This is a genomic window from Phytoactinopolyspora halotolerans (genome assembly GCF_010550675.1).
In the GTDB taxonomy this organism is placed as follows: domain Bacteria; phylum Actinomycetota; class Actinomycetes; order Jiangellales; family Jiangellaceae; genus Phytoactinopolyspora; species Phytoactinopolyspora halotolerans.
In genome coordinates, this window is record NZ_JAAGOA010000009.1 from 1 (window position 1) to 18,785 (window position 18,785).

The window sequence follows — 18,785 nt, forward strand, 5'->3', positions numbered from 1 at the left end:
GTGTCGGGGCGGTGGGCTTTCCAGCCGCCGTCGTGGCGTAGGCGGTGGTCGTGGCGGCATAGGCAGGCCAGGTTGCCCGCGACGGTGAGTCCGCCGAGGCAGAATTCGTGTTCGTGGTCTTGGTCGGTGCGTACGGCGGGCATCCGGCAGGTCGGGTGCGTGCAGCAGCGGTCCCGGATCTGGATGTGTCGGCGCAGCCCCGCCCCAGCGCGACGCCGACGCACCCCCGCGTCCCCGTCGGCACCGTCACCTGTACCGGCGCCATTGGCCGTGCCGATACCGGAACCCGCTCCGTTGCCGGAACCCGCTCCGTTGCCGGAACCCGCTCCGTTGCCGGAACCCGCTCCGTTGCCGGAACCCGTACCGGTGCCGGACCCGGGACTCGTACCGGTGCCGGAACCGTTACTCGAACCCGTTTGGGTGCCGGTGGTGGTCTCCCCGGCGGTGGCATCGGTGTGTTGGCGGGCGAGGTCGGTGATGACCGCGGCCCAACGGGCACACTCCTGCACCGTGTGGGCAGGCTCATCCGCCGCCTGGCCGTCGGTGGTGGTGTGGATCAGGGTGGCCAGGCGGGCCAGCATCGAGATGGTGACATGCAGTTCGAGGATGCCGCCGCGGCGGGCATCCCGACGCACCGCTTGCTCGTCGGGTGAGCGGGGCCGGGCGGTGGTGATCCCGGTCTGGATCAACTGTCCGTCGTTGTTGCAGATGGCGAACCGCCACTGCGCGGAGTGCATTCGTGCGGCGATCTGGCGGGCGACGGCGGCGGGGATGAAGTCCCAGGCGGGTATCTCACCGGGGTGCTCGTCCACACCGAGCAGGCTCGCCAACCCGATACGCAACTCCGGCACCGACCAACCACCCACACCAGGGCGCGACGATGACGCACCTGCACCATCCGCATCAGCCGAGGCTGTGTTGTCGTCGGTGGGAGAGCTGGTCGCACCGCTACCGGGTGTATCGGTCTGGCCGGCAGGGCCGGTCGTGTCCGCGTCATCGTGAGGATCGCACGTGTTCGTGCTCGTGGTGCGAGCGCTGGAGGAATCATCCTTGCCGCCGCGCTGGCCGGAGTCACGACCTGCGCGGCCGCCGCCAGAGCCAGGACTACCGTCGCCGGCGCCAGGACCGTCGCCGGAGCCGTCGTCACCGGGGTTGTCGTCGTCGGGTGCGTCAGGCCCGCTACCGCCACCCGGAGCGTCGGAACCGCCGTCGCTGTCGTCGGGACCGGGGCTGTCGTCGGAACCGCCAGGGCCGTCGGTGTCGGAACCGCCGTGGCCGTGGTCGTCGTCGGTGCCGTTGTCGGGGTCGTTGCTGGGACGGTTGGAGCCGTTGCTGGTGGGGGAGCCATCGCCGCTGGGACGGTCGGTTCCGCCGCTGGTGTTGGTGTCGGCGGTGTTGCTGGTGGTGGTGTCGTCGGTGAAGGGGTGGTTGAGGATGTGGGTGATGATCTGGTCTTCGTCGAGATCTTCCAGACTCCCGTCGAGCATGCCCAGGAACAGATCGACCCGGATGTGGTCGATCTTGCGGGTATCACCGGCCTTCTTACACGCCCGCGCCAACACATCGATACGCTCACACGCGGCGGCGGCCCGATCGATGGGCAGATCGTAGCCGGCCACGTTCGCGCTACCGTCAGGGTTACGCGAACCCACCACCCGCCGACCCCGGATCGCTTTGCGGTACTTCTTCTCCGCGAACTCCGGATCGATCGCGATCGCGGCCTTCTTGATCGCATCGATCAACTCCGCCACCGTCATCCCCGGCGCGTCGGGGAGCAGGAAGGCACAGATGTAACCGGCCTGATCATCATCGAGGCCGTCGGTCCAGGACACGAACGCCTGCGCCCGGGGCTCGTCCAACACCCCGGCCAGCATCGCCTGACCCAGCATCGGCAGCCGGTGATGGATGTCGTAGGCGAAACCGAACACCCGCCCGGCGCGTGAACGTGACCACACCAACGCCGCGCGGGCCTCCTCCGGGGCAAACTCCCCCGGCACCTGTACCCGCTGCACCGTGTCCGCCGAACCAGGCACCCGCATCCCCGTCTCCAACAGACACAGCAGGAACAACGCCCGATCCCGGGTGGCCTGGCGATAGGCCGCCTTCATCACCTCGACCGTGTCACGACCGGACACCCCCGCGATCGGGATGCCCTCCAACACCGCCAGCAGATCCGCACCCGCCGGCACCGCATCCAAACCCTGCGGAACCGGCCACGGCCCACCACCACCGACCTCCTCACCACCGCCGCCGTTGCCGGACTGGGTGTGGTCGCGGCGGCGGGACGCGGCATCACCACCACGCCGCACCGGCACATCACCACCACGCCCGCCGTCGTCACCGTGGGACTCGTCGTCGCCGCTGCGGCGGGACTCGCCGTCGCGGCGCTGACTGTCGCCGGGACGTGTGTCGTGGTGGGCACGCTCGTCGCCGCTACCGCGGGGCACGCCGTCGTCGTGGACAGCATCGTCGTGGACAGCGTCACCGGGAACGGCGTCGTCGTCGCTGGGATGGGAATGAACGGACATGGCGGCCGGCCTCCAAAAGGCACAACGGTCAACGGACCGGGCCGGCCACACCCGCCGAACCCACACCAACCACCACAGAACTCAACACACCGAGCGGAAACCAGAAACAACACCGCTCCAACACCGATAAACCCACCCTACATCGAACAAGCGTACGACGCAAGGTCGATTGGCGATCACCTGGTAGCGCCACACGCCTCCGATAAACGCAAAGACCGGCCCTGCAGCTCAGGGGGAACAGAGTTGCAGGACCGGCCAAGCGCGCCACGTCCGCGCGACGACGGTGCGCTTATGCGGACGCCGGAAGGCTGGCCACGCCCGGCGACAGGAACCGCCGACCGGTCACCCTCTCAGCGATGCCCGTGCGATCGAGATATGGGGTCGCTCCACCCAAATGGAACGGCCAGCCTGCGCCCAGAATCATGCACAGATCGATGTCCTGGGGTTCTGCGACCACACCCTCATCAAGCATCAGGCGGATCTCCTCCGCGACCGCCGAGAGGACGGTATCCACCACCTGTTCCTCGGACAGCGCGGTGTCGCCCTGCTGGATGAGGGCGGCGGTGTCCTCGTCGAGGTAGGGCTTGCCCTTCTCATCCCAGGACCAGATACCGGGCTTACCTGCCTCGACCAGTCGCTGCAGGTTCGCCGACAAGGGGAAACGCTCGGGGAACTCCGCATTGAGCGATTCGAGCACGTGCAGTGCCACAGCCGGCCCGACGAGTTGCAGCAGGACGAACGGCGACATCGGCAGTCCCAGCCTCAACAGCGCGTTGTCGGCGACCTGGACCGGCGTGCCAGCATCGGTGGCCTTGAAGACCTCGGCCATCACCCGGAGCAGAATCCGGTTCACCACGAACGCGGGTGCGTCCTTGACCAGCACCGCGGACTTCTTGAGCGTCTTGGCCGTCGCGAAGGCCGTGGCCAGGGTCGCGTCGTCGGTGTGTTCACCACGGACCACCTCAAGCAGCGGAAGCACCGCGACCGGATTGAAGAAGTGGAAGCCGACGACGCGCTCCGGAGCCTTCAGCACCGACGACATCTCGGTAACAGAGAGCGACGACGTGTTGGTCGCCAGGATGCATTCCGCCGAGACGACCGATTCCAGCTCGCTGAGAACCTGCTTCTTCACCTCCATCTCCTCGAACACCGCCTCGATGACGAAGTCGGCGTCGGCGAAGACGGCGTTGTCCGTTGACCCGCTGACCAGCGCCTTGTACCGGTTGGCCTGGTCGGGCGAGATCCGGCCCTTGCTGAGCAGCTTGTCGACCTCGCCATGCACGTAGCCGACGCCGCGATCCACACGCTCCTGATCCAGATCGGTCATCACGACCGGCACCTCGAGCCGGCGCAGGAAGAGCAGCGCCAGTTGGCTGGCCATCAACCCGGCGCCTACTACGCCGACCTTGGTCACCGGTCGCGCCAGCTCCTTGTCCGGTGCGCCGGCCGGCCGCTTCGCCCGGCGCTGCACGAGATCGAACGCATACAGCCCGGCACGAAGCTCCTCGGACATCACCAGATCGGCGAGCGCCTCGTCCTCGGCGGCGAATCCTTCAGCCCTGCTGCTGGTGCGAGCGGCCGAGATCAGCTCCAGCGCACGGTACGGGGCCGGCGCGGCGCCGTGGACCTTGCCGTCAGCGATGGCGCGGCCGCGCGCCACAGCGGCCTCCCACACCTCCTCGGTGCGGTCGATGGCGGGGCGGTCGACACTGATATCGCCGCGAACCACCTGGGCGATCCAGGTCAGCGACTGCTCGATGAAGTCGGCGGCGTCCAGCGTGACGTCCGCCATGCCCAGCCCTTCCAGCTGACCGCCGGAGAGCATCTTGTTCTGGTTGAGCGGGTTCTCGATGATGACCTTGACGGCGGTCTCGGGGCCGGCGATGTTCGGCAGCAGCCATGCGCCACCCCAGCCAGGGATCAATCCCAGGAAGACCTCGGGCAGCGCCAGCCCTTGCGCCGCCCGGCTGACGGACCGGTAGGTGCAGTTCAGCGCAACCTCGAGCCCGCCTCCCAGGGCCATGCCGTTGATCAGTCCGAACGTCGGCACCGGCCCGTCCCCGAGCTTGCCGAGCACGCGGTGTCCGAGCCGGGCGACTTCGACGCCTTGTTCCCGCTTCGTCAGCAGCGCCATCGCCTTCAGGTCCGCGCCGGCGGCCAGAATGAAGGGCTTGCCGGTAACGGCGACGGCGACGACGCCGGGCTCGGCATAGGCGGTGTCGATCGCCCGCTCGAGGCCACGGAGCGTCGCCGGGCCCAGGGTGTTCGGCTTGTTGTGGTCCAGCCCGTTGTCGAGCGTGATCAGGGCGGCCTTGCCCGCGTTCAGTGGAAGCTCGAGGAAGCGCACATGTGCGTGGCTGACCACCTCGTCCGGGAAGGAGAGCTCGGCGCCGGTCTCTGTGGCGGTCATCAGGCGACGTCCTCCTTGGATGTGTCGGATGGGTTGGCTGCGCGCTGCTGCCCGGAGGCTTGCTGGTTGGCGGCGTGGTGCGGGTTCTCCCAGACGACGGTCCCGCCCATGCCGAGCCCGACGCACAGCGTGGTAATGCCGTACCGGACGTCCGGGCGGTCCTCGAACTCCCGGGCCAGCTGGTTCATCAACCGGACGCCCGAGGAGGCGAGCGGATGGCCGACGGCGATGGCACCGCCGTAGGGGTTCACCCGTGGATCATCGTCGGAGATGCCGAAATGGTCGAGGAACGCGAGAACTTGGACGGCGAACGCCTCGTTGATCTCGATCAGACCGATGTCGTCCATGCTCAGTCCGGCCTGACGCAGCGCACGCTCGGTGGCCGGGATAGGCCCGACGCCCATCACCTCCGGCTCGACGCCGGTGAACGCGTACGACACCAGCAGCATCTTCGGGGTGAGTCCAAGCTCGGCCGCCGTATCGGTGCCGGTGAGCAGAGCCGCCGTGGCGCCGTCGTTGAGTCCGGCCGCGTTGCCGGCGGTGACCCGCCCGTGCGGCCGGAACGGCGTGCGGAGCCCGGCCAGGCCCTCGACCGTGGTGTCCGGGCGCGGTGGCTCGTCGGCCGTGGCAAGCCCCCATCCCTCCTCCTGGCTCCGAGTGGCGACCGGCACCAGGTCGGGCTGGATCTTGCCGTCGGCGTAGGCCTTGGCGAGCTTGGCCTGGCTGGCGGCGGCGTAGGCGTCGGCCCGCTCCTTGGTCAGGTGCGGGAACCGATCGTGCAGGTTCTCCGCCGTGTTCCCCATGACGAGCGCCGACGGGTCGACGAGCTTCTCGGAGAGGAACCGCGGGTTAGGGTCGATGCCCTCACCCATCGGGTGCCGTCCCATGTGCTCGACGCCACCCGCGATGACGGCGTCGTACGCGCCGAAGGCGATGCCGCTGGCCGCCGTCGTCACCGCGGTCATGGCTCCGGCGCACATGCGATCGATCGCGTAACCCGGCACCGACCGGGGGAGTCCGGCCAGCAGTGCGGCGGTGCGTCCGATGGTCAGGCCTTGATCGCCGATCTGGTTCGTGGCGGCGATCGCGACGTCACCGATACGTTCCGGCGGGAGCGACGGGTGGCGCCGCAGCAGCTCCCGGATGCAATTGACGACGAGATCATCGGCGCGGGTCTCGGCGTACATGCCGCCCGCTTTTCCGAACGGAGTGCGGACACCGTCGATGAACGCGGCGTCACGAAGGTGCCTGGTGGACGGGGACACGAAACCTCCTGCAAGGCCAGACGGCAGTGGCTGTGGGAGCCATGCTACTCGCGAGTAACAATACTCGCCATTGGGGTGTGTCGTTCCGCGGGGAGGACGGATCTCCGTTCTCGCCCAGCGGCTCGTCGTCGCTGGCGCTCCTCCCACGCCGATGCCCCGCCACGCCATGAACGAAGATCCGTCCTCCCCGCTCGGGGGTCTGTCCGCCGCGGTGGCGAGTATCGGTACTCGCGAGGGCATCGCGGGGTCAGGTTGAGGAGGAAGTGGGGCTCGTGGCGGGGCTGGTGAGGATGTTGCGCAGGGCCTCGCGCCGAGACAGCGGGGACAGCTGTTCGCGGTGGATGGACACGAACGTCCGTACCCAGGCAGGATCCTGCTTGGCATACTGACGCAGCGCCCATCCTATGCCCTTGCGGAGAAAGAAATCGGGGTCGTCGATGTTGGCGAGGACGCACTCCCGGAGCAGCTCGACGTCGGTGTCTTCGCCCGCTCCGACCTGACAGATGACGGAACTCCGCCGTCGCCATCGGTCAGAATCGCGGGACCAGGTCCGTACCAGCGGCGCCGTCGCCGTCGGATCCGCCCGGAGCACGCCGCCGACGAGCCGGATCGCGACCTCGTCGACATGGTCCCACCACGCACCCACGACGATCAGGTGGTCGTAGAGGGGGAGCGACGCCGGGTCTCGCGCCCAATCCAGGTACGGACGGGCCTGGGCGAGATCCGTCGCCGCATAACGTTCCTCGCGGAAGCGTGCCTCGTCCCACAGCTCACGGATCACCGACTCCCAGGTCTCCCTGTCCGGTAACAGATGAGAACGGAAGACCTGCCGCAACGCTCGCACCCGGGCCGGTTTCTGCACTCCAAGAAACGGCATGTCGGACTTCATGTACGCACGCATGGGCTCCGCCTTGACCGGGTCGGCGGCGGCGTGCAGCGCGTCACGGATCTCGATCACCAAACGTCCGTCCTCACGGCTCACGGCGACAACACTAGATCGTCCGGCACGCAGTCCGCGCCCGGGTCGGACTCATCGGGCGAGGCGAATGCCCCCCCCGGGCGAACTGAGGGCGAACCAAGAGCGAACCCGGGCGAACCGAGGGGGCGAACCCGACGCGAGTCTCGATGTGGGACCGGATGCGGAGCCCCACGCGAGGCCGGATGCAGAGCGTGACGCTGACCCGGGGAGACCGGCGTGCACCGTTGCGGGCTTCGGGGCGGTACTTTGGCTCGAGTGAGCAGCGTGTCCTGCTCAAGATCGTCTCGGGGAGCGATAGGCTGGCGATCTCCATGGGTACTTCTCACGATCTGATCGTCATCGGCGCAGGCCCAGCCGGCCTAGTGGCCGCATGGCGCGCTGCCCAGCGTGGGTTCAAAGTAACGCTGCTCGAACGGGCTGACCACGTGGGCGGGATGGGGGCATCGGTCGAGGTGGCCGGCATCCGTTGCGACCAAGGTTCGCACCGCCTGGATCGAGCGACGCCGGAAGGGCTGCTCCGGGATCTACGCACTCTCATGGGCGACGACCTGCAGTTGCGCACCCGCTCCAGCCGCATCCGAGTGGGGGACCAGTGGTTGTCGCTGCCGTTGCGCGTGGACGAGGTGGCGCGACGGCTGCCCGCGTCGTTGCTGGCCCGCATCGCCAAGGACTCCACCACGATGTCGTTCCGCCGGGGGAGCGAGGAGAGCTACGCGAGCGTCGTGCAGAGCCGCGTCGGCCCCGCGCTGTACGAGTCGGTCTACGGGCCGCTCGCCCAGAAGCAGTGGGGAATGCCCGGCGAGAACATCAGCGCCGAGCAGGCGTATCGGCAGTCCGCGCGGTTGAGTGCATGGAAAGTGGCCGGCCGGGCGGTCGGCCGGTTGCGGCGGAAGAAGCAGCAGACCGCGAGCGGCTATTACTACCCGCGCAACGGCTTCGGGGAGCTGGTCGAGGCGCTCGCCAACGCGGCGGTCGACTCCGGCGTGGACATCCGGCTCGAGGCTGAAGTAGACCGAGTCCGCGTGTACGAAGACGAGGTCGAGGTCGGTACCCAGGACGGCGACGTCGTCACCGGGGGGTTGGTCTTCTCCACGCTGCCGCTGCCGGTGCTCGCCCGCATCTCGCGGCCCGCGCCGTCGCTGACGTCCATCGAGTCGGCAGCACGCCTGCGCTACCGGGCGATGTTGCTGGTCTACGTCGTGCACGAGGGTGGGCGATGGAGCCGCTACGACTCGCACGACATCCCGGATCCCCGGACGCCCGTGCTGCGCATCTCGGAGCCGGCCAACTACCGCGACAATCCCGCGGACCCCGACGACCACTCGGTGCTCTGCGCGGAGATACCGTGCTCGATGACCGACGAGGTGTGGGGCCTGGATGACGAATCGCTGGCAGACCTGGTGGACGAGACGCTAGGGCTGACCGGATTGCCCAGCGTCAACCGGGTTCACGTGGAGACCCGGCGCCTCGGTCAGGTGTATCCGATCTACCGCCTCGGCTACGAGAACGACCTCGCGGAGGTCGACGCATGGGCCAGGATGATCCGGCGGATCGTGACCCTTGGGCGCCAGGGCCTGTTCATTTTCGACAACGTCCACCAGGCGTTGCTGATGGCGTACGACGCCGTCGATGCGATCCGCGACGACGGCCGCTTCGACCGCTACGCCTGGACCGTGGCACGTGAACGCTTCTCCCGGTCCTGACGGAGCCCACGTCTCGCCCGGACCATGCCTCACCCAGTCACGGCTTGGCCGAAGCCACGGTCCGGCCTGAGGCGGTGGCTCGGATCGCGGTGGCTCAGATCGCGGTGGCTCAGATGGCTGTGGAGGTCAGCGACTCCGCGACCGGCTTGGCCGTCAGCCGGATCTGCCACTCCCGCGCACCGCGGGCACGGAAGGCGGACGCCACGTTCTCGACGGTCGGCGGGTCTGGCGGATCCCAGACCACCCGGCGCAGCGTATCCGGGGTCAGCAGGTTCTCGACTGGGAGCGTGTGCTGTTCGGCGATCTCGCCGAGGGCCGCGCGGGCAGCCGCGAGCCGGGCGGCTGCCTCCGGTTCCCGGGACGCCCAGCTGCGCGCTGGTGGCGGTCCGTCGTAGCGCGCCGTCTGCGGCGGCAGCTCCGCTGTGGGCAACGCCCGTGCGGCCGCGATCGCACCGAACCAGCGCTTGAGCTCCCGGCGCTGTGCGCGCCCTTTGAAGACCGGCAGTTTGGCCAGGTCCTCCGGCGTGGCCGGCATCGCCAGGGCGGCGTCGATGATGGCGGCGTCCGGCAGCACCCGCCCCGGGGAGAGATCACGCTGCTGGGCCAAACTGTCTCGCTCCAGCCACAGTTGCCGGACCGCGGCCAGTCCCCGCCGATCACGCACGCGGTGCACACCGGAGGTGCGTCGCCACGGGTCGGAGCGCGGCTCCGGCGGCGGCGCGGCGACGATCGCGGCGAACTCCTCCAACGCCCACTCCAGCTTGCCGCTGTCACGCAACTGCCGCTCGAGGGTGTCGCGCAGCTCGATGAGCAGCTCGACGTCGAGCGCCGCATACCGCAACCAAGCCTCCGGCAGCGGACGGGTCGACCAGTCCGCTGCCGAGTGTCCCTTCTCCAGCTGGAAACCGAGCACACTCTCCACCAGTGCACCCAGTCCCACCCGCGGCAGCCCGAGTAACCGGCCTGCTAGCTCGGTGTCGAACAGCGTGGTCGGCCGCATGCCGACCTCGGCGAGGCAGGGTAGATCCTGCGTGGCGGCGTGCAGCACCCATTCGGTGTCCGCAATGGCCGCACCGAGTGGGGTCAAGTCGGGCACGCCGAGCGGGTCGATGAGAAACGTCCCGGCGCCGGCACGTCGCACCTGAACCAGGTAGGCGCTGTGACCGTAGCGATAGCCGGAGGCACGCTCGGCGTCGATGGCGACTGGTCCGGACCCGTTCGTCACCGCATCGACGACGGCCCGTAACTTCGCCGGGTCTGTCGTGACCTCCGGGAGCCCCTCTCGCGGTTCGGTGAGCGGGACGGGTGCGTCAGCTGTCACCGGCGCCGCTGTTTCGATCGGACGGACGGCATGGCGACGACGCCGGCCGGCAGCGGCAGCAGGCCCGCCGCCGTGATGAGGCCGTCGCCCCAGGCCAACGCGTGTGGCTCCAGATCGAGATGCGACCCCGTGGAGCCCGACGTGACGGAGGCCGGTCCGGTCGGTCCTGGACCGGACGCCGCGCCTGCCGCCACGGGCGTCCACGAGGCCCGGATCTCGACTTCGCAGCTGGCAGGTTCGCCCGCCATGCCACCGAAGCCTTCGGAATCGACCCTGGTCACGGTGCCACTGGCGGCGGTGTATGGAGCGGATCTGGCCTCTAGCGCATCGGTCAGCCACGTCCAGGCCACTGCCAGCAGTAACGGATCCGCGCCCATCTCCCGCTCGAGACTGGCCCGGATATACGTCACCAGCCGGAACTCGCCGTGCCAAGCTTCGTGCCCGCCTGGCTCATGCAGAAGCACCAGCCGTCCGGTCGCGACCGGGTCTGGGTCTGGGTCGTGCTCGTCGTCTACGATGACGTCGGCGCTGAGCGCGAAGGTGTATGTCGCCAGCCGTTTCGGGGCCGGCGGCTCTTCCAGCTGTACCTCGGCACGAAACTGGGCAGAGCGCAACGTCTCGACCGCCCGGATGAAGGCGGCCGGTGCCTCCGGCTGGAGCCGCTCACTGCTGCTCGCCACATATCGCAGGTTAGGCCCGATTGTGCCCGCTGTCAGCGAGGCGCGCCCACCATGCCACGATTGAGACGTGAACGAGAGCCTTCTGGTCCGCGCCTGCCGCGGCGAACAGACCGAACGTCCGCCGGTGTGGTTCATGCGTCAGGCGGGCAGGTCGCTGCCCGAGTACCGGAAGGTGCGCGAAGGCGTGCCGATGCTGGAATCATGCCGCCGGCCGGAGATGGTGGTGGAGATCACCATGCAGCCGGTGCGTCGTTACGGGGTCGACGCGGCCATCTTCTTCTCGGACATCGTGGTGCCGCTGCGCGCCGCCGGGATCGACGTCGAGATCGAATCAGGTGTCGGCCCGGTCGTGGCAGAGCCGGTGCGCGGACGCGCGGACCTGGACCGACTGCCCCCGCTCGAGCCGGGTGCGGTCTCGTTCGTCACCGAGTCCGTGCGTGGCCTGGTCGAGGAACTGGCCGGCACACCGCTCATCGGTTTCGCCGGCGCCCCTTTCACGCTGGCCTCGTACCTGGTCGAAGGCGGGCCGTCCCGGCACTATGAGCGGACCAAGGCGCTCATGCACAGCCAGCCCGACGTCTGGCACGACCTGCTGGGACGGGTCGCCCGGATCACGGCCACGTTCCTGCGCGTGCAGATCGACGCCGGGGCAAGCGTGGTTCAGCTCTTCGATTCCTGGGCCGGGGCACTGTCGAAAGCCGAGTACGAGCGTTTCGTGCTGCCGCACAGCGCCGCGGTGCTGGCCGAGGTCAACGACGTGCCGCGGATACATTTCGGGGTGGGTACGTCGGAGTTCCTGCCACTGATGGCCCAGGCCGGTGCGGACGTCGTCGGAGTCGACTGGCGGATCCCGCTGGACGAGGCGGCGCGCCGGGTGCCTGGGGTTCCGCTGCAAGGCAACCTCGATCCGGCCCTCCTGCTCGCCGACTGGCCGGTGATCGAGGCGGAGGTGGACAGGATCGTCACCGAAGGGCGCGCTGCCGAAGGTCACATCTTCAATCTGGGGCACGGTGTGCTGCCGTCGACCGACCCGGACGTGCTGGCGCGCGTGGTGGAGCGCATCCGAGCGATGGCGGGCTGACGGCCGGCCTGGTCGCTGGAGCTTGGTCACCGCCCTGAGCCGGCGGCCAAGCCTCAGCGACGAGCAGCCCGGTCAACCAAGCTCACGCGGGTGGGCTGAGTGCCGCATCGCCGGCGGCGGAGGGCGTCGGCCGGCGCCGCCGATGCCAGATCCAGACCGGCACGCCGAGCAGCGCCAGCAGCACCAGGAACGGCAACATGGCGGCGAGCACGCCGGCGGCCACCGAGAGGGTTGTCGTGAAGGCGTCCCAGCCGCCGCTCAAGCCGCTGGCGAAACCGAACGTCTCGCCATCCTCTTCTTCGTCCTCGTCGTCCCTCTCTTCGGCGAAGGTGACGTTGACGGTGGCCAGCGAGGTCAGATCGGACAGCCGCTCCTGCTGACTGAGCAACGAGTCGAGGTCCGCCTCGCGACTGGCCAGTTCCGACTCGATGGAGATGACGTCGCTCAGGTCGGTCGCTTCGTCGAGCAGTTCCCGGATCCGCGCGATGCTCTGCCGTTGCGAGTCGATCCTCGATTCGGTGTCCACCACCTGCTGCGTGACATCCTGCGTGGTCGTCCCACGGTCGACGACGTCACCCAGTTCCTGCAGATCACGCACCGCGTCGTTGTATTCGTCGGTCGGGATGCGCAACGTGAGCGACGACGTGCGCGGCGTCGTGTTCTCCTCGGCGACGAATCCGCCGGCGGTACGTGCGATCTTCGCCGCTTCGTCGGCTGCCCGGGCAGCGTCCTCGGTGTCGATCCGCAGGTCGACGGTGTAGATGATGTTGCGGTTGATCGCGTCGTTCTGGATCTGTGTGATCACACCGCCGGCCGAGTCGGAGGAGTCCGCGTTGGATCGTGCTGCGTCGCCGGACCCTGCCGAGTCGTCCTCCGCCGCAGCGTCCGACTCCTGCTCGACGGATCCTTGTGCCGGGGCTTCGGCCGCCGGAGCACTGTCCCCGGCGGCGCCCTCATCGTCGTTGCCGCTCGAACAGGCGGTGAGTGTCAGAAGCGTGGCCGCGGCCGCGTAAGCTGCTGCCGTCCGTCGTTTCATCGCTGTCCTCCATGGGTCGGCATCGTTCCGCGATCACGTCGCGAACGATGTACGTCGCAGTCGATGGGTGATGCGAACCGGGCCCGATTCGTTCATTGATCGGACGCGGGCTCAGCTCGGATGGTTGCGATCCGGCGGTCACACTTGGGCTACGAGACGATGGAAAGCTGGTGACGATCGTGCGCTCAACGGAACCGAAGGCGGCTGCGGCCTCCTGGCCTGCCCGGAGCAGCCGACCGGACGGATCCGCCGCCCCACCGGGCCGCGCGCATGTGGCGGTCGTCGGCGGTGGCATCAGCGGGTTGGCCGCGGCATGGTTCCTGCGCGAAGCGCTGGGCGACCAGGTCGAGATCACGGTGTTGGAACAGCGGGACGAGCTCGGCGGCGACGTGCGGGTGTCCGAGGTCGCCGGGATACCGGTGGACGAAGGCGCCGAGTCGTTGCTGGCGCGGCGCCCGGAGGCGGTCGATCTGGCGCGCGCGGTGGGGTTGGGCGATGAGATCGTCCAGCCGGCTCAGGTGAGTGCGGGGTTGTGGAGTGCGGGCGAGATGCATCCGTTGCCGCCGGGAACGGTGATGGGCGTGCCGGCCGATCCGTCGTCGTTGGCGGGACTGCTGACCGACGACGAGGTGAAGCAGGCGACCGAGCGTGACCGCATCGGCGGGCCGGTGCCGATGCCGTTGACCCAGGACATCGCCGTCGGCAAGCTCGTTGCCGGCCGGTACGGGCGGGCGCTGGTGGACCGGCTCGTCGAGCCGCTACTGGGCGGGGTCTACGCCGGCCACGCCGACGAGCTCTCGCTGGACGCCACCGTACCGGCGCTGGGGGCGGCCGCGCGTGAGCATGCCACGCTGGCCGACGCCGTCCAGTCCGTGCGGCAGGTGACCGTGGGCCGCACGAGGCAGGAACCGGCACGAGGTTCGGCCGACGACGGCGCGGCCCAGAACGGGGGAGACAACGCCAGCACGCCGGCGCCGCCCTTTGCCGGAATCGCCGGCGGAGTGGGTCGGTTGCCCGCCGCCGTGGCGCAGGCCTCCGGCGCGAAGATCCGGACCGGCGTGGCCGTGCGTGAGCTCCGCCGTTCCGACGGCGTCTGGCAGCTGCTCGCCGGTCCGGTACCGGCCACGGAGATCATCGAGGCCGATGCCGTGGTCCTGGCGGTCCCGGCGACGGCCGCGGCGCGTCTGCTGGCTGATGAATGCGCCGAGGCAGCGGCGGAACTGGCGACAGTAGAGGCGGCCAGCATGGCGGTCGTCACCTTGGCGGTACCCTCTGCCGCGTTTCCACGGTCTCCGGCGTCGTCGGGATTCCTGGTGCCGCCCGCCGAAGGCAGAACCATCAAGGCGGTGACCTACTCATCGGTGAAATGGCCATGGCTGGCCGAACGTGCCGGCGACCTGGTGCTGCTGCGGGCCTCCATCGGCCGTCACCGGGAAGCGCAGGAGCTGCAAAGATCCGATGAGGAATTGGTGGAAGCGGTGCTGCGGGATCTCGGCGACGCCGTGGGACTGGCCGGCCGTCCGGCGGACGTCAGGGTGACCCGGTGGGGCGGCGCCCTGCCGCAGTTCGCCGTGGGCCACCTCGACCGCGTGGCCCGCGTCCGCAGCGCGGTATCCCGGCTGCCGGGCGTCGCGGTGTGCGGTGCGATCTACGACGGTGTCGGCATTGCGGCGTGCATCGGCGCTGCGCGGCAGGCCGCGGCTCGTCTGATCTCGACCAGGCGAGCGGAACAGCCGGGTACCTGACGGCGCCGCCGGCGGGCATGCCAGGATCGAACCATGAGCGAGCAGTCTTCCCGGCCCAAGGCGCGCGACCTGAACAACGTCATCCGGTACACGATGTGGTCCGTGTTCCGGCTGCGCGACCCCTTGGGGGACGCCGACCGTACGCCCTTGACGGCCGGCGTGACACGCCTGTTCGAGGAGCTGGTGGGCAAGGACGTCGTTGTCCGAGGCGTCTACGACGTCGCCGGCTTGCGCGCCGACGCGGACGTCATGATCTGGTGGCACGGTCCCTCGATGGACGAACTGCAGGGCGCGTACCACCGGTTTCGGCGGACCGGTTTCGGTGCCCGGCTGGAACCGGTGTGGTCGCAGGCCGCGCTGCACCGGCCGGCCGAGTTCAACAAGAGCCACGTCCCGGCGTTCCTGGCGGAGGAAGAGCCGCGGGGGTACGTCTGTGTCTACCCGTTCGTCCGTTCCTACGAGTGGTATCTGCTGCCGGACGAGGAACGGCGAGCCATGCTTGCCGAGCATGGCCAGATGGCTCGCGGCTTCCCCGACGTGCGGGCCAACACCGTGTCATCGTTCGCGCTCGGCGACTACGAGTGGATGTTGGCGTTCGAAGCCGACGAACTCCACCGCATCGTCGACCTCATGCGCCACCTCCGCGGATCGGAGGCGCGTCGGCACGTGCGCGAGGAGGTTCCCTTCTACACCGGACGCCGGGTAGCGGTCGAGGAACTCGTGGCTACCTTGCCGTAACCCGTCGGCGCGGGTGCGTCGCAGTAGCCCCTCGGCGTCGCGCTTTCCCTCGCGCGGCTACTCACCTGGCGCATCATGCCAGGTCGAGAGCACCGCGCGAGGGAGGCGCGGACCGGGGTCGCGTCACGGGGCGACGCCCGATCATTCAGCTGTGCCCTGTGCGGGAACCTTCCGGACGATGAAGTTGCCCTTCGCCGGAACGGTGACGACGAGGCGCCGATCGCGCAGTTCCTTGGTGGCTCTGCGTGCTGTGCCGATGGAGACGCGATACTCGCGTGCCAGATCGCGCTCGGCGGGGAGGCGGGAGCCAGACTCGATCTGGTTCGCCTGCACGCGCGCCTCGATGTGGTCGGCAAGCCGCTTGTACACGTACTCGGACCCACGGACGTCGGGATCGAAATCTTGAATAGGCACGATATTCCAGTCCTTCTCGTGTTGATGACGGCGAGTTGATTTCACGGGTGGTCAATGACGGTAGTGGCACTCGTCGCTAAGTCACAGCAGCTGCTCATGTGGCGACGCATCGGATCATAGCGAACATGTATCGGACGAACAAGCAGGTCAAGCGCCTAGTAGGGGTTGAAGAAAAATGTCTAGGGTGGGCTTGATAACTGGCAGATAAATCGCTGACCGCGTCAATCGCGGCAGCATGGCGAAGGATGTGAGCCGATGAGAAATCGAGAATGGAGAATCCAGCGGCGCTAGGCCGGGCGTGCTCGTACGGCAACGGGGAAGAACGGGACCGCGGTAGGTCAACGGTCAGTCAGTGAGTTACGTACGTATCGTCATAAACCTGGTAGTGGGGTTGATAATACCGTGATCCGGCCGGGCGTCCAGAGCAGCCCGCGGACATGGCCCTAAGCTGGCCCTATGACACCTTCGCCGACACCAGCACGTGGTTCCCGCCCCGATGCCGAGGTGGTGGATCTCTGCCGGGATCTCATCCGGATCGACACCAGCAACTTCGGTGACAGTAGCGGACCCGGTGAGCGAGCCGCGGCCGAGTACGTCGCAGGGCAGCTCTCCGACGTGGGGCTGGAGACGGTTGTCGTCGAGTCCGAGCCGGGCCGGACGTCGGTGGTGACACGGATCGAGGGCGCGGACCCGAGCCGGACCGATGCATTGCTGATCCACGGCCACCTGGATGTCGTCCCGGCGGATGCCGCGGACTGGACTCACCATCCGTTCTCCGGTGAGATCGCCGACGGCTGCGTCTGGGGACGCGGCGCGGTGGACATGAAAGACATGGACGCGATGGTGCTCTCGGTGGTGCGCGATCGGGTACGGGCCGGTCGACTGCCGGACCGGCCGGTTGTGCTGGCCTTTCTCGCCGACGAGGAGGCCGGCGGCGGGCTCGGCGCGCACTGGGCGGTCGATCACCACCCCGAACTCTTCGAGGGTGTGACCGAGGCGATCGGTGAGGTCGGCGGGTTCAGCCTGACCGTCCGCGACGACCTGCGCCTGTACCTGATCGAGACGGCCCAGAAGGGCATCGCCTGGATGCGGCTGACCGTCGACGGCACGGCCGGTCACGGGTCGATGCTGTCCCACGACAACGCGGTCACCGAGCTGGCCGAGGCGGTAGGCCGGCTGGGCCGGTACGAATGGCCGGTGCGGATCACGCCGGCCGTGCGCGCGTTTCTGGACGCGGCGGGCGAGGCACTCGGCGTCGAGCTCGATCCGGAGGATCCCGAGTCGTTGTTGAAGACGCTGGGCAACGTCGGGCGGATCGTCGGCGCCACGGTCCGCAACACGACCAACCCGACGATGCTCCAGGCCGGGTACAAGCACAACGTCATCCCGGGGAAGGCCGAGGCGAGGGTCGACGGGCGGTTCTTGCCGGGCTACCAGGAGGAGTTCGAGGCGACCCTGGACGAGGTGCTGGGGCCGCGCGTGCGGCGGGAGTATCTCGTACACGACATCGCCGTCGAGACGGAGTTCAGCGGATCGCTGGTGGACGCGATGAGTACCGCATTGATGGCCGAGGACCCCGGCGCGCGGACCGTTCCGTACTGCCTCTCCGGTGGCACCGACGCCAAGTCGTTCAGCACGCTCGGCATCCGTTGCTTCGGGTTCGCGCCGCTCCGGCTGCCACCGGATCTGGACTTCGCCGGCATGTTCCACGGCGTCGACGAGCGTGTCCCGACCGAGAGCCTGCAGTTCGGTGCTCGCGTGCTCGACCGTTTCCTCGATCTCACCTGACGCCCGCCATGCGTGAGGCGTCACATGGTGCGGCGCACGCGCAGGATCTTCCGGCGCAGGGTGACCTTGCAGGTGCCGTCGGCGTACCGGCGCAGCCGGGCGAGTTCCCAGCGGCCGTACTCGGCCTGTTCAGTAAGGAGTCTGCGGGTTGCGGAGCGGGACGAGCTGCGCGGAAGGAACAGATAGCGGAACTCGTACTCCGTGGCGCGGGCGAATCGAGAGCTGGTGTTCACCGCCACTGCATGTTCCATTCACCTATCTTGCCATGTGCCGCTACGGATCGTACCGGTGAGCCTGCTCACGACCGCCGGAACCATGTACGGTCGTGCATTGTGATCAGTGATGCCGACGATCGAACCCGCCTGCAGGCGGCGCTGGACAGCTTGACGGATGCGCTGGAGAACCACCTGGAGGCGTGTCTGGCGCGCACCGGCGAGGCGGACGTGGCGGTCCAGTCTGCCTACACGGCGCTGCGGCATGCCGCGGCCGCCTATGACGACCTCTTGTTCGAGCTTCGCGATGAGGTCACTCCGTGGGAGTTTCCCGAAGGCCCGCATGTCGACGTGGAGTACGAGGACGCCGACGCCGAGCCGGAGGCGGTCGGCGTGTTCGTACGGCGCGACTACGACATCGCTGAGACCGGTGAGCTGCTGCGAGCGGGCCGGGAGGCGTATGGCGAGCTCTATCCTGCGCAACCGGAGCAGGCGGCGGTCGCCGATGTCACGCATGCCGGCCGTGCGCTCTATCAACTCTTGCACGCCTACGGCGTGGACGGGCTCGACCAACGTGCCGAGAGCGCGGGGTTGCAGCCCAGGGGTGGAACGGTCTGGGTTCAGGAGCTCACCGACACAGACACCGACAGTCTCGTCGACGAGCCGTTCGGGGTGATCGACGACGAGATGCTCATCTACCGCCTCGACGAGGTGGTCGAGCGCGACGACGAGGCATGACTCGATGACGGACGACCGCGACCACGATGGGCGACCCGTCGACCGGAAGCTCTAGATCGTCGTCCGAGGCCACGATCCACGGCGCTGCGACGGGTAACCGGCAAACGGTGAACCGGCGATGAGCGTCGTTCGCCTGCCGTTGGCGCC

At 68.6% G+C, this 18,785-nt stretch carries 15 protein-coding genes; 6 read left to right on the plus strand and 9 right to left on the minus strand.

Annotated features, from left to right (window positions below; genetic code table 11):
• From G1H10_RS13955 to G1H10_RS13970, 4 genes are all read right to left on the minus strand, one after another.
• On the minus strand, positions 1-2,528 hold a 2,528-nt coding region (locus tag G1H10_RS13955; RefSeq protein WP_163738609.1), incomplete at its 3' end, for an HNH endonuclease signature motif containing protein.
• A 289-nt stretch (positions 2,529-2,817) separates the two neighbouring features.
• Positions 2,818-4,938: a 3-hydroxyacyl-CoA dehydrogenase NAD-binding domain-containing protein gene (locus G1H10_RS13960; protein ID WP_163738612.1), complete on the minus strand. Its 2,121-nt coding sequence runs from the start codon at positions 4,936-4,938 to the stop codon at positions 2,818-2,820.
• The gene (locus G1H10_RS13965; protein ID WP_163738615.1) at positions 4,938-6,203 is read right to left on the minus strand and encodes a thiolase family protein; all 1,266 of its coding nucleotides are present in this window, start codon (positions 6,201-6,203) and stop codon (positions 4,938-4,940) included. The genes G1H10_RS13960 and G1H10_RS13965 overlap by 1 nt, the downstream gene beginning before the upstream one ends.
• Positions 6,204-6,450: 247 nt before the next feature.
• Positions 6,451-7,185: a DNA alkylation repair protein gene (locus tag G1H10_RS13970; protein WP_163738618.1), complete on the minus strand. Its 735-nt coding sequence runs from the start codon at positions 7,183-7,185 to the stop codon at positions 6,451-6,453.
• A gap of 308 nt (positions 7,186-7,493) precedes the next feature.
• Between G1H10_RS13970 and G1H10_RS13975 the strand changes: the two genes are divergently transcribed.
• Entirely contained in the window at positions 7,494-8,885 is a 1,392-nt protein-coding gene (locus tag G1H10_RS13975; RefSeq protein WP_163738621.1) for a protoporphyrinogen/coproporphyrinogen oxidase, read from the plus strand.
• A gap of 109 nt (positions 8,886-8,994) precedes the next feature.
• On the opposite strand, the gene G1H10_RS13980 is transcribed toward G1H10_RS13975, so the two are convergent.
• Both G1H10_RS13980 and G1H10_RS13985 read right to left on the minus strand, forming a co-directional pair.
• Positions 8,995-10,206, minus strand: coding sequence for an HRDC domain-containing protein (locus tag G1H10_RS13980; protein ID WP_216853252.1), 1,212 nt, complete (start codon positions 10,204-10,206; stop codon positions 8,995-8,997).
• Positions 10,203-10,886 (minus strand): DUF3000 domain-containing protein, encoded by a 684-nt coding sequence (locus tag G1H10_RS13985; RefSeq protein ID WP_216853253.1) that lies wholly within the window; start codon positions 10,884-10,886, stop codon positions 10,203-10,205. Before G1H10_RS13985 ends, G1H10_RS13980 begins: the two co-directional genes overlap by 4 nt.
• Positions 10,887-10,953: 67 nt before the next feature.
• Here G1H10_RS13985 and hemE point away from each other — a divergent pair, with 67 nt between their 5' ends.
• On the plus strand, positions 10,954-11,967 hold the full coding sequence (gene hemE / locus G1H10_RS13990) for a uroporphyrinogen decarboxylase (RefSeq protein WP_163738627.1): 1,014 nt from the start codon (positions 10,954-10,956) through the stop codon (positions 11,965-11,967).
• 82 nt (positions 11,968-12,049) lie between these two features.
• On the opposite strand, the gene G1H10_RS13995 is transcribed toward hemE, so the two are convergent.
• Positions 12,050-13,003 carry a DUF4349 domain-containing protein gene (locus tag G1H10_RS13995; RefSeq protein ID WP_163738630.1) on the minus strand — a complete coding sequence of 318 codons (954 nt, stop codon included), beginning with the start codon at positions 13,001-13,003 and terminating at the stop codon, positions 12,050-12,052.
• 170 nt (positions 13,004-13,173) lie between these two features.
• Here G1H10_RS13995 and hemG point away from each other — a divergent pair, with 170 nt between their 5' ends.
• Positions 13,174-14,748 carry a protoporphyrinogen oxidase gene (gene hemG, locus G1H10_RS14000; RefSeq protein ID WP_163738633.1) on the plus strand — a complete coding sequence of 525 codons (1,575 nt, stop codon included), beginning with the start codon at positions 13,174-13,176 and terminating at the stop codon, positions 14,746-14,748.
• Between the two features lie 33 nt (positions 14,749-14,781).
• A complete protein-coding gene (gene hemQ / locus G1H10_RS14005) occupies positions 14,782-15,486 on the plus strand; it encodes a hydrogen peroxide-dependent heme synthase (protein WP_163738636.1) in 705 nt (234 codons plus the stop codon).
• Between the two features lie 141 nt (positions 15,487-15,627).
• On the opposite strand, the gene G1H10_RS32990 is transcribed toward hemQ, so the two are convergent.
• Positions 15,628-15,900, minus strand: a complete 273-nt coding sequence (locus G1H10_RS32990; RefSeq protein WP_216853254.1) for a GntR family transcriptional regulator — start codon at positions 15,898-15,900, stop codon at positions 15,628-15,630.
• A 456-nt stretch (positions 15,901-16,356) separates the two neighbouring features.
• Between G1H10_RS32990 and G1H10_RS14015 the strand changes: the two genes are divergently transcribed.
• Positions 16,357-17,688 (plus strand): M20/M25/M40 family metallo-hydrolase, encoded by a 1,332-nt coding sequence (locus G1H10_RS14015; RefSeq protein ID WP_163738639.1) that lies wholly within the window; start codon positions 16,357-16,359, stop codon positions 17,686-17,688.
• A 20-nt stretch (positions 17,689-17,708) separates the two neighbouring features.
• Here G1H10_RS14015 and G1H10_RS14020 read toward each other — a convergent pair whose 3' ends face one another.
• Positions 17,709-17,939: a DUF5703 family protein gene (locus tag G1H10_RS14020; protein WP_163738641.1), complete on the minus strand. Its 231-nt coding sequence runs from the start codon at positions 17,937-17,939 to the stop codon at positions 17,709-17,711.
• An 81-nt stretch (positions 17,940-18,020) separates the two neighbouring features.
• Between G1H10_RS14020 and G1H10_RS14025 the strand changes: the two genes are divergently transcribed.
• Entirely contained in the window at positions 18,021-18,638 is a 618-nt protein-coding gene (locus G1H10_RS14025; RefSeq protein WP_163738644.1) for a hypothetical protein, read from the plus strand.
• Positions 18,639-18,785 lie beyond the last annotated feature (147 nt).

Coding starts and splice junctions, on each gene's coding strand:
- G1H10_RS13960 (WP_163738612.1), bottom strand. CDS start 4,938: ATGACCGCCACAGAGACCGGCGCCGAGCTCTCCTTCCCGGACGAGGTG.
- G1H10_RS13975 (WP_163738621.1), top strand. CDS start 7,494: ATGGGTACTTCTCACGATCTGATCGTCATCGGCGCAGGCCCAGCCGGC.
- G1H10_RS13995 (WP_163738630.1), bottom strand. CDS start 13,003: ATGAAACGACGGACGGCAGCAGCTTACGCGGCCGCGGCCACGCTTCTG.
- hemQ (WP_163738636.1), top strand. CDS start 14,782: ATGAGCGAGCAGTCTTCCCGGCCCAAGGCGCGCGACCTGAACAACGTC.
- G1H10_RS14015 (WP_163738639.1), top strand. CDS start 16,357: ATGACACCTTCGCCGACACCAGCACGTGGTTCCCGCCCCGATGCCGAG.
- G1H10_RS14020 (WP_163738641.1), bottom strand. CDS start 17,939: ATGGAACATGCAGTGGCGGTGAACACCAGCTCTCGATTCGCCCGCGCC.